This is a genomic window from Mesorhizobium sp. M7A.F.Ca.ET.027.03.2.1 (assembly GCF_003999175.1).
Classification (GTDB): domain Bacteria; phylum Pseudomonadota; class Alphaproteobacteria; order Rhizobiales; family Rhizobiaceae; genus Mesorhizobium.
Window position 1 is genome coordinate 1 of the sequence record NZ_RZOM01000027.1, and the last position, 14749, is coordinate 14749.

9 protein-coding genes and 2 pseudogenes are annotated in these 14749 nt (G+C 57.2%); 7 read left to right on the forward strand and 4 right to left on the reverse strand.

The genetic code is table 11. The features are described from left to right. The 4 genes and pseudogenes from EN750_RS39275 to EN750_RS02625 all read left to right on the forward strand — a co-directional run. Positions 1-241: glycine cleavage T C-terminal barrel domain-containing protein (locus tag EN750_RS39275; RefSeq protein ID WP_189526012.1), on the forward strand; the 241-nt coding region annotated here is incomplete at its 5' end. A gap of 64 nt (positions 242-305) precedes the next feature. Further along, positions 306-1153 (forward strand): annotated as a pseudogene (gene purU / locus EN750_RS02615) (formyltetrahydrofolate deformylase). 639 nt (positions 1154-1792) lie between these two features. Next, positions 1793-3268 (forward strand): NAD-dependent succinate-semialdehyde dehydrogenase, encoded by a 1476-nt coding sequence (locus EN750_RS02620; RefSeq protein WP_127395553.1) that lies wholly within the window; start codon positions 1793-1795, stop codon positions 3266-3268. 12 nt (positions 3269-3280) lie between these two features. Then, positions 3281-4684: an aspartate aminotransferase family protein gene (locus tag EN750_RS02625; RefSeq protein WP_127395554.1), complete on the forward strand. Its 1404-nt coding sequence runs from the start codon at positions 3281-3283 to the stop codon at positions 4682-4684. Positions 4685-5176: 492 nt separating this feature from the next. On the opposite strand, the pseudogene EN750_RS40380 reads toward EN750_RS02625, so the two are convergent. From EN750_RS40380 to EN750_RS02640, 3 genes and pseudogenes are all read right to left on the reverse strand, one after another. Beyond that, a pseudogene (locus tag EN750_RS40380) lies at positions 5177-5369 on the reverse strand (ABC transporter permease); the annotation flags it as partial. Positions 5370-5527: 158 nt separating this feature from the next. Beyond that, the gene (locus tag EN750_RS02635; protein ID WP_127395555.1) at positions 5528-6841 is read right to left on the reverse strand and encodes a serine hydrolase; all 1314 of its coding nucleotides are present in this window, start codon (positions 6839-6841) and stop codon (positions 5528-5530) included. Between the two features lie 336 nt (positions 6842-7177). Continuing rightward, on the reverse strand, positions 7178-8356 hold the full coding sequence (locus EN750_RS02640; RefSeq protein ID WP_127395556.1) for a Xaa-Pro peptidase family protein: 1179 nt from the start codon (positions 8354-8356) through the stop codon (positions 7178-7180). 665 nt (positions 8357-9021) lie between these two features. Here EN750_RS02640 and EN750_RS02645 point away from each other — a divergent pair. The 3 genes from EN750_RS02645 (at position 9022) to EN750_RS02655 (ending at position 12278) form a co-directional block, all read left to right on the forward strand. Continuing rightward, the gene (locus tag EN750_RS02645) at positions 9022-10212 is read left to right on the forward strand and encodes an aminotransferase class V-fold PLP-dependent enzyme (RefSeq protein ID WP_245482587.1); all 1191 of its coding nucleotides are present in this window, start codon (positions 9022-9024) and stop codon (positions 10210-10212) included. Beyond that, the gene (locus EN750_RS02650; RefSeq protein WP_245482588.1) at positions 10200-11387 is read left to right on the forward strand and encodes a M20 family metallopeptidase; all 1188 of its coding nucleotides are present in this window, start codon (positions 10200-10202) and stop codon (positions 11385-11387) included. The genes EN750_RS02645 and EN750_RS02650 overlap by 13 nt, the downstream gene beginning before the upstream one ends. A 99-nt stretch (positions 11388-11486) precedes the next feature. Then, the gene (locus tag EN750_RS02655) at positions 11487-12278 is read left to right on the forward strand and encodes an SDR family oxidoreductase (RefSeq protein ID WP_127395559.1); all 792 of its coding nucleotides are present in this window, start codon (positions 11487-11489) and stop codon (positions 12276-12278) included. Positions 12279-12894: 616 nt separating this feature from the next. On the opposite strand, the gene EN750_RS02660 is transcribed toward EN750_RS02655, so the two are convergent. After that, a complete protein-coding gene (locus tag EN750_RS02660; protein ID WP_135883745.1) occupies positions 12895-14589 on the reverse strand; it encodes a CocE/NonD family hydrolase in 1695 nt (564 codons plus the stop codon). Between the last annotated feature and the right edge of the window lie 160 nt (positions 14590-14749).

Sequence of the window (14749 nt, forward strand, 5' to 3'; positions counted from 1 at the left end):
CCTGCGCTCCACCGGATTTGGCCACACTGTCGGCTGTGGTATCGGCACGGGATATCTCACCTCGGATACCGGGGTGACGGCGGACTGGCTGTCATCAGGGTCATTCGAGATCGAGATTGCCGGAGAGCTCTATTCCGCCATAGCTTCTCTGCGGCCATTCTTTGACGCAGGGCGCAGCCGCGTGAAGGGCGAGTGGCGCGACGCCGGGGAGTTGATCGCGCCTGAGTTTCTCAAGGCCTGATTCTTGCACCTGGCCATCGTCAACAGATCATTTGGACTCTTCGCCAATGTCATCAGACCAGTCTATGGTCCTTTCGCTGTCATGCGGGGACCAGCCAGGCATCGTATCCGCAGTTGCAGGGCTGCTTTACGCAGCAGGATGCAACATTCTGGAGGCGCAGCAATACAGCGACCCGGAAACGGGGCTGTTTTTTATGCGGGTAGACTTCGCACGTCTCGGCGATGCAACCTTCAGCAACGAACCGGCCAGTAGGATTGCGGAACTCGCCGATCGTCTGGGGATGACCTACACCCTGCGGCCATTGTCGCTACCCAAGCGAGTGATGTTCCTGGTCTCAAAGTTCGATCATTGCCTTGCAGACCTTCTCAATCGGTGGCGCATTGGTGAGTTGCCAATGGAACCGGTTGCAGTGGTCTCCAATCACGGCCAAGAACACCTTGCCTCTACTGATCTGAAGGATTTGCCCTTCTTTCACCTTCCCGTCAGTCGAGACAACAAGGCGCAGCAGGAAGCGAAACTTGTTCAGCTGATCGAGCACACCGACCCCGATCTCATTGTTCTCGCCCGTTACATGCAAATCCTGTCAAACGGTTTCGCAGCCAGGTTGGCTGGGCGGTGCATCAATATCCACCACTCATTCCTACCCGGCTTTAAGGGCGCCAAGCCCTATCATCAAGCGCATCTGCGAGGAGTAAAACTTATTGGCGCGACAGCCCACTACGTGACCTCGGATCTCGATGAAGGTCCAATTATCGAACAGGACGTAGAGCGTATATCCCACAAGACACGCCGGGCGACCTCATCCGCAAGGGACGCGACATTGAACGACAGGTCTTGGCCCGCGCTGTTCGGCTACACCTTGAGGATCGCGTTATCCTGAATGGGAACAAGACCGTCGTTTTCTCAGGCTGAGAAGGCGGAGGCTCTTAGTCGTAGTCGCGAAGCCCTCAAGGGCGGGGAAGCGATGCTCGCTGGCGCGAAGCGGTTCGCGTTGAGCAGCGCGCGACTGTACCGCATTGAAAGTTTGTCCGAACTCTTTCGGCGCTGCCATCCGCTCTGCGAGCGAGGCCCGCGCGCTGTTCTGGTCTGCGCTCCCTATAGGACGATCGAAGAGCGGTGTGTGCGACCAAGGTGAACATCGTGTCGTTCAGCAGTTCACCGCACGCGTTTGTCCCAGGGCGGACGCTTGCCCCTTTCGCGATGCCGGGCTTCTGGCCGGCCTATGCATATTCGAGCGTCGCAATTCAATGGCACGCAGACTAGCAAGGGACGGAGGGCGCCTTCTTTCAGTTCGGCGGCATGCGGAAGTACTGCCCGAAAAAGCTTTTAAGTTCCATTAGGTGACACCTGCGAGTACCGTTCAGCCCGCTTTCGCACCACCTGTGCTGCCATTCTTCTAGCAATAGCGACGCAGCAGTCGCGCAAGGCGGAACAATTCGTCTGCACGTCACTATTCGCAGGAGAACGGCTTGGTAGGCTGCAACTGCGCTGCCAATCGACGATTTTACAGCGCTAATTTTGATGAAATTGAACGCCCATCCGGAGTTTTAGATGAAAGGTTCCGCAACCGCTGCATTGGAGGGCCTCAAACGCCCGGACCTGCTGCAACGAGGCGCGTATGTGAATGGCGCTTGGCTCTTGAAGCCCGAAACCCTCGCTGTGGTCGATCCCGCTACCAGCGAAGAACTGGCTCAGGTGGCAGCCTGCGAAATGTCTGATGTAGATAATGCGGTTCGTTTCGCGCGAAGCGCATTCCTGCGGTGGCGCGACTTGCTTCCTTCAGAACGGGGCGCATACCTCCGGAAGTGGGCGACAGGATTGCGCGAAAATGCGGAAGATCTGGCCGTCATCATGACCGCCGAGCAAGGCAAGCCTATCGCGGAGGCTCGCGGCGAAATCTCATACGCCGCGGGCTTTCTGGACTGGTTTGCAGCGGAGGGCGAGCGAGCATACGGCGAAACCATCCCCAGCCATATAATTGGAAGCCGGCTGGCCGTGCAGATGCAGCCGATCGGAGTGACCGTTGCTATCACACCATGGAACTTTCCATCGGCAATGATCACAAGAAAGGCCGGAGCGGCGTTGGCCGCTGGCTGCACCATGATTGTAAAGCCTGCTCCAGAAACACCCTTGTCGGCACTCGCGCTTGCGCGTCTTGCCGAAGACGCAGGAATCCCCGCCGGCGTGTTTCAGGTGATAACCGGCGAAGCTCCCCCAATTGCAAAGCGGCTGTTGGAACATACCGATGTGCGCGCGTTCTCATTTACGGGCTCGACCGAGGTCGGGCGATCCCTGCTTGAGCAGTCCGCAAGGACTGTAAAGAAAGCTTCGCTCGAGCTGGGCGGCAATGCTCCATTCATTCTTTTCGACGACGTGCCGATGGAAGCTGCGGTGACAGGCTGCATGGCAGCAAAGTTCGCTACATCCGGCCAGGACTGTTTGGCAGCAAACAGGATTTACGTTCAGCGGGGAGTCTATGACCGGTTCGTAGAAGAATTCGGCAAGGCCACCAGCAAACTGAAAGTCGGACACGGATTGGAGATCGACGTCGACATCGGTCCAATGACCAAGGCATCTGGTGCCGAAAAATGCAGGCGGCAGATCTCCGAGGCTCTTTCAGCAGGGGCTCGAATGATAGTCGGCGCACATACCGCTCTTGGTGGGAACTTCGTGATGCCGACAGTGCTCGCCGATGTGACCGACGACATGCTGGTTGCAAAAGAAGAAACGTTCGGGCCTGTGGCTGCAATTCTGCCCTTCGACAACGAAGCGGAGGTGCTCGCGCGCGCGAACAACTCGGAGATGGGTCTTGCGGCGTATATTTACACCCGAGATCTTAACCGCGCGATGCGGCTCACCGACCGGCTCGAATACGGCATGGTGGCGGTCAACACCCCAAAATTTACGGGAGCGCCCATCCCCTTTGGCGGATGGAAACAGTCCGGACTCGGCCGGGAAGGCTCAAAACATGGCATTACCGAGTATCTAGAACCCAAATACACCTGCTTCGGAAATCTTGCAGCATAAGAGGATGCGTTGATGACTATCAACATCAAAGAAGTAAGCGAGAAGGACAGGAACTCTGTCCTGCATCCTTTCACGCAGCTCAGGGATTTCGCTAGCGGCAAGCTTGGTGATCCAACGATCATCGAAACGGGCAAAGGCATCCGCATCCAGGATGCGCATGGAAACCAGTTTATCGACGGCTTCGCTGGCCTATACTGCGTTAACGTCGGCTACGGCCGCACCGAAGTCGCAGAGGCGATCTCCCGTCAAGCTCACCGTCTCGCCTATTACCATTCCTACGCCGCGCACACGACCGACGAACTTGCTATCCTGTCTGACCGTCTCGTGAAAATGGCGCCAGGTAAGATGAGCAAGATTTTTTATGGCATGTCCGGCTCGGACGCCAACGAGACGCAGGCCAAACTGGTCTGGTACTACAACAATCTTCGGGGCAAGCCGAACAAGAAAAAGATCATCTCGCGCGAGCGCGGTTATCACGGCTGCAGCGTCGTGTCGGGGTCCATGACCGGCATGAGCTTTTACCACGACCACATGGATCTGCCGCTCCCGCAGATTGTTCACACCGGTGTTCCACACCATTACTGGGGTGCGACCCCGGGCGAGACCGAGCGCGAATTCTCCGCTCGCCGCGCCGCCGAGCTGGATCAGCTGATCGAACGCCTGGGCCCGGACAATGTTGGCGCCTTCATCGGCGAGCCGGTGCTCGGCACGGGCGGCATCACGCCTCCGCCGGAAGGTTACTGGGAAGCGATACAGACGGTCCTCAAAAAGCATGATGTGCTGCTCATTGCTGATGAAGTCATCACCGGTTTCGGCCGGATCGGCTCGATGTTCGGCTCCCAGCACTATGGCATCGAGCCAGATCTGATCACGATCGCGAAAGGTTTGACGTCGGCCTACTTCCCGCTCTCCGCGGCAATCGTCGGTGAAAAGGTCTACAAGGTTCTGGAAGATGGAGCCGACAGAGTCGGTGCATTCTCCCACGGCTATACCTACTCAGGTCATCCGATCGGAGCGGCGGCGGCGAACGCGGTTCTCGACATTGTCGAGAAGGAAGACCTACCCGGCAATGCTCGCAACGTTGGCGCATTCTTCCAGGCGCAATTGAAGGAAAGATTCGCGCAGTTGCCGATCGTCGGCGAAGTGCGCGGCGTCGGTCTTATGGGCGCAATCGAATTTGTCGCCGATCGGCACAAACGCAAACGTTTTGATCCGACGCTCAAGGTTGGTGCCAGAATTTCGAAGGCTGCCCGTGACCGTGGTCTTATCGCTCGTGCCATGCCGCACGGGGACATTTTGGGCTTTGCTCCGCCGTTGATAGCAACCAAGGCAGAAGTCGAAGAGATCGCTGCAATCGCCGAAAGCGCAGTGCGCTCGGTGATGGACGAACTCGTCCGGGATGGCCACATCCTCTGAAACACGCTTCGAGGTCTCCTGCAGTATCAATGCGAGGCCGGAGAAGCCTTGCACATGTCTATATAACCAGTGGCCACCCACACCTCCACGCCGTTCGAGACTGGACAGACCGCTCCAGCACATCAAGGAACCGGCCGAGCGCGTAGGTGTCGATACTCTCGATCCACAGCCGACGGATGCCGCCAGGCTCCATTTTTCCATGCTGCTCTTCATCGCCCGGACGGAACATATGCGCTGGCTTCGCCAAAACGACCTCCACGGTAACAAGCTGCGGCACGGACGGCACGGAGATCTGGCAGAGCTCCTTGCGACCGGAAAAGCTGGCACTGAAGGCTCGCCGATCGCGCGATCGCCGAAACACTGGCCCCAGCCCTCGAAAGTCGCCGCGACCAGCCGCTCAACCTGATGCTTCGTCACAGGGCTACTCCGAGTGCTTTGCACTGCCTTCAGCCAACTCAGCAAGCCAGCCGTCACTGTACCTCACCGTGAGGATACGAAAGGACGGGTCAGAAGGAAGAGCACGGCGAAGATGAAGCGAAGGCCGAGTTCCGAGAGTAGCGGCGAGAGACATTCCGCTGAACCTCGCAGAAGATGATCCAGCCGCGGCCTTCGCCCCGCATTGTGGCCGCCTCGACAAAGTCGATCGTATTGATGTCGGCGGGACGGCGCGTGACAGCCGGTTGACTGCGCCGGTCTGGAGTTCGGCAGCAACATCGGCTATCACAACCAATCCAGGCCGCGCTCGATCTCGATCGCAAAAATCAGCTTACCTTCGTGCGTAACCCGACCCTGCCCCTCCGGCGGTCTTGCATCGCCGAACCGCTACGATCTCGCACCGGTTTCTTAACTTTCCAGCGCATCTCGGATGGCGCGAATCGCCCCGAACGCATCAAAGGGAAGGGCTTTGGGGGCCTGGTAAACTTGGTCAGGCCACTGTGCCCGCTTCACCGGTGATTGGCCAGGCTGGTGTGAGAGCTTCACCGCCGCGAAGTCTGCTTGAGGATCAATATAGATCACCTGGCCACCATACCCCCACGCGATGTAGGCGCCTCTCTCTTGGTCTTCAATCCAGAACGTATTGTGATAAGCGCCATTGGGCAGGTCTGAACTGGCATCGGCATAAGAACCGTTCGGTGCGAACAAGTCGAATAGATGAGACTTAGGGCGTCTTATCGCCTCGATCCATTCAGATGGAACGATCTGCCTGCCGTTGAGCCTGCCGCCGCGCAGATGCAGCAGCGCGAAGCGCGCGAAATCACGGAGTGTGGCTTGAAATCCACCGGACGACATTGAAAAACGAGACTTGTCTACGATTTGGCAGGCGTCTTCCTCCGCCCCCATCGGACTCCACAATTCGCTGCTGTACAGTTCCGGGAGAAACTTGCCGGATACGCGCTGCATGATTAGCCCCAGCACGTCGATGTTGGGGTCAAAGTACTTGAACCGCGCGCCGTGCAGCGCCTCCTGCTCGGTTATCCGCAGAATGGCCTGCCATATATCGGGAGGAGCGTCAGGATGTCCCTCCGGGTGGCCGAAGTATCCTGTGGCTACAACGTAATTAAAGTAATCGTTGTTTGGCACGTACCACAATCCCTTGAGAGTGGCGCCCGCAGTCATGTCCAGCAAGTGCTGCACCGTGGCGCCGCGGTAGGCGGTGGCCTGTAGTTCCGGCAGATACCGTGTTACCAGACTTTCAGGGTCGATAAGCCCACGGTGCACAAGAATCCCGAACACCGTCCCGGTGATGGACTTGGAACCCGATCTGGCGATGTGCTGAGAATGCGGTTCCATACCATTCATGTATGTTTCGAACACGATCTCGCCCTGGTGCAAAACCAGAAACCCGTCAGTATAGTCCCTCTCGAGGTATTCGCGGATCGTGGCGTGCTGGCCGTCGCTCGACGAAACTTCGATGTCACCGATATCCCCCCTGGTCCGACTTGGAAGCGGCAGGACCGGTCCTGGCCCGCGCCAAACCCGGGCGGTTCGCGTAGATTCGCTTACGTGCGAGTATGTCCACTTGCTATAAGGCCAAAAAGACCACTCGTCGGGTGGGATGATCGGCGCACCCAGCGTCGGATCGGGCCGCCATAACTCGGGATCGGACTGCGAGGTGCCGGCAACGCGGCGGTTGAGATCTTCGACTTCCTGAGACATCGAAATGCTCCTTGACTTCGGCCAATGCCATCACGAACTGGCGGCAGATGGCCAATTTTCTGAAATTCAGCACTCATCAGGCCTATACTTTGATCAACCCGACACCGCCCGTGAAAAAGGTTTCACTTGGGCAATGGAGAGCCGATCGACATAAGCACCTATTGGGATCACGCCCATGTTCGCCAGCTGCTGCTGTGTTGGACGAAGCAGCGTTTGCAGGTGCGTTAACATTGCGCGTCTACTGGCCTGGCAGCGAACCGGGCCGCAATCGGAACACCCCCAAGTTGTTCTCGATTGGCCCAGCCCGGTATCATCGATCAGAAGCCTGCGTCTGTTTTAGCGGACGTAAAGCTGACGTTTGTAGTTCGTCAAAATCTCGCAGCCAGTTTCGGTTACGCGAACAGTCTCGCTGGTGCCGACGTCCGCAAAGCCGAAAGCCTTGACCATCGAGGGGATATGGAACACCATATTCGGCTTGAGGATCCGCGTTTCCCCTCGCTTAAACGACAGGATGTGGCCTTCGCCCCAATCCGGCGGGTAGCTGATGCCGATGGAATACCCTGTGCGCTTGAAACGACCCTCGTAGCCTCCATCGTTGACGGTCTCCGACCAGATACTCCACACCTCACCGAGAGGGCGATCAGGACGTATGCCGTCGAGCATGTTTTCCAGCGCGCTTCGTGACACGTCCTCCATTTTCTCGAGTTCACGGTTGGATGGACTGACCACGGAAGCCCGCATGATCGCGGCGCTATAGCGTCGAACGGTGCCGGACAGTTCCAGGAAGACAGGATCACCCGCCTGAATCTGCCGGCCCGACCACGTGCCGTGCGCATAGCTCGTGCGCACGCCTGAAGTCACAAACGGCGGGTAGCCGGGGTATTCACTTCCCTTGAGTGTGACCACGCGCTGGATTTCGGCGGCGATTTCATTCTCGTTCACGCCGGCCCTTATGTGGTTGATACCTGCTTCGATGCCGGCCTCAGCAATCCGAGCCGCCTGCCGGATATAGTGTATTTCAGCATCGGATTTAACGACGCGGACGGTCTCGACAATTATCGAGCCATCTTCGAAGCGCACATCGGGGAGAAGGCTCTTGAGCGCTTCATAATCGGCGATCGAGAAGAACCAGGACTTTTTCTCAAACCCTACCTTCGCCTTGGCAAACCCCAGGTTACGCAGGGTTTCCGCGAGCAGCTCGAGCGGGGCCTCGTGGTCCATGTAGCTGGTACTGTTATCTATCCACGAATAGACCCGGACATTCACCTCTTCAATGCCGCGGGTGATATGCAGGGGCTCCCCTTCCAGCGGGATAAGCAGATACTGGGCGGAGGCATAACCGAGCGTGTTGTAACCGCTTAGGTAAAGCATGTTCTCGGGGATCGTCACCACGAGGATGTCCAGATCCCGGGCTGCAATGCCTTCGCGGACCGCCTTGAGCCTTCTTTGATATTCCTGGATAGTAAAAGCCAGGTCTTTTTCTACCTTTATGGTGTCTATTCCGGAAACTTTCATAGGAGCCCTTCGAAACAAAGAGGCGCGCCACGCGCTGGACGGTGTATCGTAGCACCTGACCTGCGCATAACGTTGCCGTCGTTTCCAAGTTCGCGCAGGAAACCTGCGTTGAGCTGGCCTTGATTGCTCAAAAGCCTCCGTCCTCGTCGACATTGCTGTTCCATCGACAGCCATCCCAACAATCCAAACCTCGGGAAAATGGCGGCGGGTCGGGCGAAATCTGCGCCAAGGTTGTGCCCGCGTCAGGAGCCTGGACTTCGCCGGCTTAGATCACTTCACTTCCGGCAGCCTCGGCGCGCGTGCGGGCCGTCGGAGTGTTCTGCCAGTTGAGATGGCAGGCTTGTGATCGGGTAAGAATGCGGCTGCCGTCACCGCTGACGTCGGGTCCCCTGTCCGAGGCGCTGACGTCGCGGGCCTCCCGATGCAAAGTGCCTGCGCGCACGATTGGCTGCCCCCTCCCGGCTCGAAAGTCTGCACGCAATTCGCATCTATGCAGAAAATCCTCAACATGGGTGAGAAATAGGGGGAATTTCCCATGGTCTGACGGATATGATCAATCCTGCACAGACGAAGCTAGTTCCCCGCTGCCGCCAGCCGCGTTCGCGCCTGGAGTCTGTCCGCGGCGTTTGGACCAAGGTAAACCGCAATTGACGAGCTCCATGATTATGAACGGCAGTATCCTTCCATTAGACAGCATCAGGGACGATTTCCCAGCGACGCAAGACTTTATTTACATGGATGTTGCCAACCAAGGATTGATATCTCGTACCACAAGAATGTCGTTCGAGGATCATCTGAATAACAGATTGCACGGGATAAACGATGAGCTTAGCCAATTGGCGGACATCGAGAAGACACGCGCCAGATTTGCTAGATTTGTTGGTGCGGATAAAGATGAAATTGCCATCACAAAGAACGCGTCAGAGAGTATCAACATAATCGCCAACGCGATTGACTGGCGAGCCGGCGACAGCGTTGTCTTATGCCCTCAACTTGAGCATGCTAACAACATCCTGCCATGGCTCCAGGTGAAAGCTCTACATGATGTTGATCTGAAATTGGTGGAGCCGGATAATGGTGCCATTCCCGTAGATGCGATTGTCAATGCCCTTGATTCCAGGACTCGCGTTGTGGCGCTTTCGACCGCAACAATGGTTCCTGGTTTTCGGACAGTCACGCAACCCGTCGCGGAGGCGTGCAGGCGTCATGGCGCCTTCCTTTTGGCGGACGGGACTCAGTCGGTCGGAATTCTCCATACTGATGTCAACCGGTTGGGAGTAGATGGTTTGGCCGTCTCGACTGTGAAGGGATTGATGGGCCTCTACGGATCGGGGTTTCTCTACTGCCGCCGGGAGTGGGCAGATCAGCTAAAGCCAGCTTACCTCGCTCGCTTTAGCGTCGATCTCGGGAACGCACCAGAGTCGGCTCCCATTCTCAACGCCGCCAGGCTGCGGGCTGGAGCGCCTCGTTTTGATATCGGGCATTACAATTTCCCAGGCATGATTGCCGCGCACGCATCCTTGGGGCAACTGCTGGAGATCGGAACAGAAGCAATCGACAAGCATGTGACATCTTTGGCAACTCGACTGGCTTCAGGGCTGCTAGAAGCCGGACTGCCTGTCTGTGGCGGGCCTCCTGGCGACCACACTGGGAGTATTGTGGCGATTGGCGACATGGCTGCACTCGGCGGAACGCAAGAAGTCGCCGCCTACATACCGTCGCTGCACAGCTATCTTGCGGAAAACAAGGTCGTTGCATCAACGCGACGAGGGCTCCTTCGGTTCTCGCTTCATCTTTACAACAGCGAAGAAGAAGTCGGCCAAGTTATCGATATAGTCAAGAAATGGTCGAATTAGCTGCGCCAGATTACAACCGGATAGGAGAATTTATGTCATCGCAAAGCGCGGATACGGTGGCGCTTCTTCAAGACCTTGTCAAAATTGAAAGCGTCAACCCTTCGCTTTCACCCAGGGGCAGCGGAGAACAGCGGGTCGCCGAATATCTTGAAGGGTTTTGCCGGGACCGAAACCTGCCTTATGAACTCCAGCACGTTGTCGACGGGCGCTCGAACTTCTTGACCTGGATCTCAGGCAAAGACCCTGGTCGGCGCCTTCTTTTCGTGGCCCATATGGACACGGTGCCCACTGATAATTGGGCTTCCGATCCATTTTCTCCCGAATTGAAGGATAATCGACTCTACGGCAGGGGGAGTTGCGACACAAAAGGTTCCCTCTCTGCAATGATGACCGCCCTGAGTACCCTAGGTGACCGTCAGCCGAATGCCACAATTGTCGTTGCCGCTAGCATTGATGAAGAGTACCGCAAGATCGGAGCTCGCGCCATCGCTCTCTCCGGCAAGTCGTATGATGCCGCGGTTGTTGGCGAACCAACCGAGCTCGAGCTTGTAGTCGCCCACAAAGGGTCAGTCCGCTGGCAAATCGAGGTTCAGGGTGTCCCTGCTCACACTTCGAAGCCGCACCTAGGAGTCAATGCAATCTCAGGCATGGCAAAGGTGATATTGGCGCTCAACGAACACGGCGAGAATCTCGCTTCGCGCACCCAACCTTTGGTCAGCCCTCCCACTTTGACGATAAGTCTGATTGAGGGTGGCTTGGAATTGACGACGGTTCCTCCATCGTGCCGCATCTGGGTGGATCGGCGCCTCGTTCCAGGGGAGCGACCAGAGCAGGCGTTGGCAGAAGTGGAGAACATACTGCAAGGTTTGCGGGATCGCGAAGACATCAAGGTCCGATCATTACTGCCCGCGCTTGAAGATCCTGCTCCGGACAGTGCCGAGTCAAGCAAGATAGCTTCTGTGGCAGCGCAGGCGTGTGCCGATATTGCCGGCACGGGCACGTACATTGGAGTGCCGTACGGCACGGATGCTAGTCAGCTATCTTTGGCCGGCATTCCCTGCATTGTGCTAGGACCAGGAAGCATTGATCGCGCTCACACAAACAATGAGTTCATTGAATTGGATCAGCTTGAAATGTGCGTTCAGATATATAGACAAATAATGCTCAGTTATTAGATTCGAAACTGCAGAGATAGCACGCATGCTTACGCGGCACGTCGTGAGAGAGAGCCGTGGTCCGGCTCGACCACTCTCAATCGGGAAGGGATCATCGCTATGAATGATCATTGTCGAAAAGTTCTGGTGATGGCCAGTAGCAAGGGTCTTGGCTTGGCCATCGCAAAACGATTAGCTAAAAATCGCTCGGAAGTCGTTATCTGTGGTCGTAACAAGGCTGCATTAGACCAAGCTGTAGGTGATCTACAGAAAATTGAGGGATGCGCTGGCGCTCATGGCATAATTGCAGACTTATCCCGGCGATCAGATGTCGACATGTTGTTGCAACGCACTTTGGAGCTCCTCGGGAGCATTGATTGCCTCGTCGTAAATTCCGGTCATATGCCGCACGGAACTATCGAAGACCTAAGCGACGATGATTGGGATCATTCCTACGAGACGCTTCTCATGAGTGCAGTAAGGGTGTCGCGAGCGGCAGCCGCTGCGATGAAAGCGTCTGGTCGTGGGGGCGATATCGTCTATGTTACCTCGGGAGGCGTGCACGAGGCGACAGGTCACCTACTGCTGTCGAACGTCATGCGTGCCGGCATAGCAGTATTAGCTAAGCACCTCGCAGATACACTTGCGGGAAGTGGCGTTCGCGTGAACGTTGTCGCGCCTGGTTATTTTGACACAGGCAGAGTTCACAAGAGAATTGAGGCGTTGACGGTCGACGAAGGTCTCAACCGAGATGCCGCTATCAAACGTGTGGCCAATACCAATCCCTTGGGGCGTATCGGAACTGCCGACGAACTCGCGGAGCTAGTTGGATTCATCGTCGGTGACCGAGCAAGATACCTGAATGGCACGACAATAGTGATTGATGGCGGGGGCAGTCGCCTTGTGATGTAGCTGTAGGTGGATGTTGGTGCATCCGTGCATCCCTCGCCGCATCCGACCTCAGCGCACAGGCCAGCCGAAAGAGGGCGAATTATTTTCTGCCCCAATGCCCCTAATGAGCTATGCAGCCGATTATGGCTGGCTGCTTGAGAGCTTGGATTTGAATGGCACCGCAAAGATGGACTTACAGCGGCGAGTTTCCAGCCGCACGTCAGACTCGGAGACACTCACTCTACGGTAAACGGAAGGGTCAAGGCTGGCCACATGTCCGACCTTGACGAGCCGAAGGCTCGCGAGTAGGGAGCAGGAACGCAAGCAACGCCAATGATCCTAGCTATGCGCCTGATCTGCCCTACATGGCTTGATTAACGTGAAGCAATGATTTCCCGGCGAATGCGCTTCGGCCGAATAGACTGCTGCTGTTGATTGCGCCGGCTCACATTGCACCATCACGCCGCCGAGCGGCGCGTCCCGGCTACCCGGCGCGAGCAAAGCAGAATGTCAGTTCACCACTGCAACCGACCCTCGTTCCAGGAGCACGGCTTTCGAATCGCCGTTGCGTGAGTGCCAGTCCGACCGCTCATCTTAGAAGACTCTCAGCGGAGTTCGATTCCCTACAGCGCGAGGGTCAGGCGGCCGCGATAGGTAGCAGAACATACGAGGGGAACTCTTCGCAGTGATGCACGCTGTTGTGGGCGACTTCCCACTTCGTTTCGTCCCAATTGTTGCCGCCCGTGTTCAGATTTCGATCGAAGCGAGGAAACGAGGAGCTGGATATCTCGAGCCGAATTCGATGACCGGGCGGGAACCAGTTGCTCGTGGCATCCAGGTCAACCTGTACTTGGTAGACGTTGCCCGGCTCCATCAGAACTGACCGGTCGAAGCCTTCGCGAAACCGAACGCGCAGTATCCCGTCGACGACGTCAACGGCACGCCCGTCCGGATGCACGTCAAGTAGTCTGGCCACAAAGTCTGTATCCGGGGCGGAAGATGAGACGAAAAGGACGGCTTTGACGAAACCGCTGACTTCAACTCCCCCTTCAAGGAGGTCAGACGTAAAACACAGAACGTCCTGGCGGAGTTCTACTTCCTGATAGTCACGAGGGCCCATCGTCGTCCCCCTTGAGTTTCCGCCATGAACCCCCAAAAACGGCACCGGATTGCCAGGGTCATAGACAAAACTATCGGCTGGCTCGTCCTCGGCAGGTGGGTTGAGTTCAAGTGCGCCATCGCCGAGGCGAGTGTTGGAATTTCCACCGCTTCGCAAGAACCAACGCTGTAGTTCCACACCGGCAGGTGGCCATTCTGAAGCCGCACGCCACTCGTTGCGACCCATGACATAGTATCGGACGCGGGGCATCGCCTCGATGCGGTCGGGCATTTCCTTCAGCCAACCGTCGAACCAGTCCAGGTAGATTTGCCAGCAATCCAAGCGTGCATCGCCCAACTCACGCTCACCGATGACTGTCGGGGCCTCAAGTGTCGCGGTCTTGCAGTGGGTGGCTGGCGAGAGAATGATGTGCTGGTGATCACGAGCCGCAGCGCTCGTCCCCCGAGCGCTGAAGAGGCGCCGCGTGTAGAGTGCGTCGGCGGCACCGACGTCATACCACGAGTTCACAAATAGGGCTGGGAGGTCAATTGCCGAGTCCTCGCGAAGGAAACCAAACCTGTCGAACCAGGGATCCCCAGGGTCCCGTGAAACCCAGTCCTCCCAATCCGTGGGCGGTGACCCGATGATCTTGAGGATGTCGATGATCGGCAGCGTTGCGAATGCGCGCTGGTACTCTTCGTCGGCCTTCGCTTGCGGCCGGGAACGATCCTTGCCATGGCTCTGATGGAAGTGGGGTACCCACATGCTCAACTCTAGCGCGCCGCCAAGCCGCGACCCGCAAAGGCGCAAATCCCCCAGTCGCTGTCGATCGCCAGATAGCGTGCCGCCCGCCCCCTCTATGATCGCACAGCGATGAGCGGGATGGCATAGCTGAGCGGTAAGCACCTGGGTGATTCCGAGCGCGGAGCATCCGTACGTGCCGACCCGCCCCGTCGACCATGGCTGGGAGGCGATCCAGGAGAGAGTATCGTAGCCGTCCTTCGCGTCATGCTCGAGGAGCGCGAAATGACCGCCAGAATCAAAGAGCCCACGAAGTTCCTGCACAACCACGGCGTAACCCTGAGCCGCGAACATCATGGCTACAGGGCGTGTGGGTTCGGGCAGACGATATGCGGCCTTGCCGTACTTCGTTCGGATCAAAATCGAAGCGAGTTTGCCCGTGTACCCGAGAGGGCGGTAGACATCCGTCGCAAGTTCCACGCCGTCGCGCATAGGAACTCGCAACCCAGTTTGTAGAACCACTTCATAACGGGGTTCTAAAAGGTTTCGACATATGGTGCTCGCAACAAGTCATTATTTGGCTCTCCACAAGAAGCTGCTCGCGTCAGCTGGCATTTACGCAGCGGAGTGACCGCCTCGACTGCTGCTACTA

Excerpts from the sequence above, each read along its gene's own strand:
- EN750_RS02620 (WP_127395553.1), top strand. The coding sequence starts at position 1,793 with ATGAAAGGTTCCGCAACCGCTGCATTGGAGGGCCTCAAACGCCCGGAC.
- EN750_RS02625 (WP_127395554.1), top strand. The coding sequence starts at position 3,281 with ATGACTATCAACATCAAAGAAGTAAGCGAGAAGGACAGGAACTCTGTC.
- EN750_RS02635 (WP_127395555.1), bottom strand. The coding sequence starts at position 6,841 with ATGTCTCAGGAAGTCGAAGATCTCAACCGCCGCGTTGCCGGCACCTCG.
- EN750_RS02640 (WP_127395556.1), bottom strand. The coding sequence starts at position 8,356 with ATGAAAGTTTCCGGAATAGACACCATAAAGGTAGAAAAAGACCTGGCT.
- EN750_RS02645 (WP_245482587.1), top strand. The coding sequence starts at position 9,022 with ATGAACGGCAGTATCCTTCCATTAGACAGCATCAGGGACGATTTCCCA.
- EN750_RS02650 (WP_245482588.1), top strand. The coding sequence starts at position 10,200 with ATGGTCGAATTAGCTGCGCCAGATTACAACCGGATAGGAGAATTTATG.
- EN750_RS02655 (WP_127395559.1), top strand. The coding sequence starts at position 11,487 with ATGAATGATCATTGTCGAAAAGTTCTGGTGATGGCCAGTAGCAAGGGT.
- EN750_RS02660 (WP_135883745.1), bottom strand. The coding sequence starts at position 14,589 with ATGCGCGACGGCGTGGAACTTGCGACGGATGTCTACCGCCCTCTCGGG.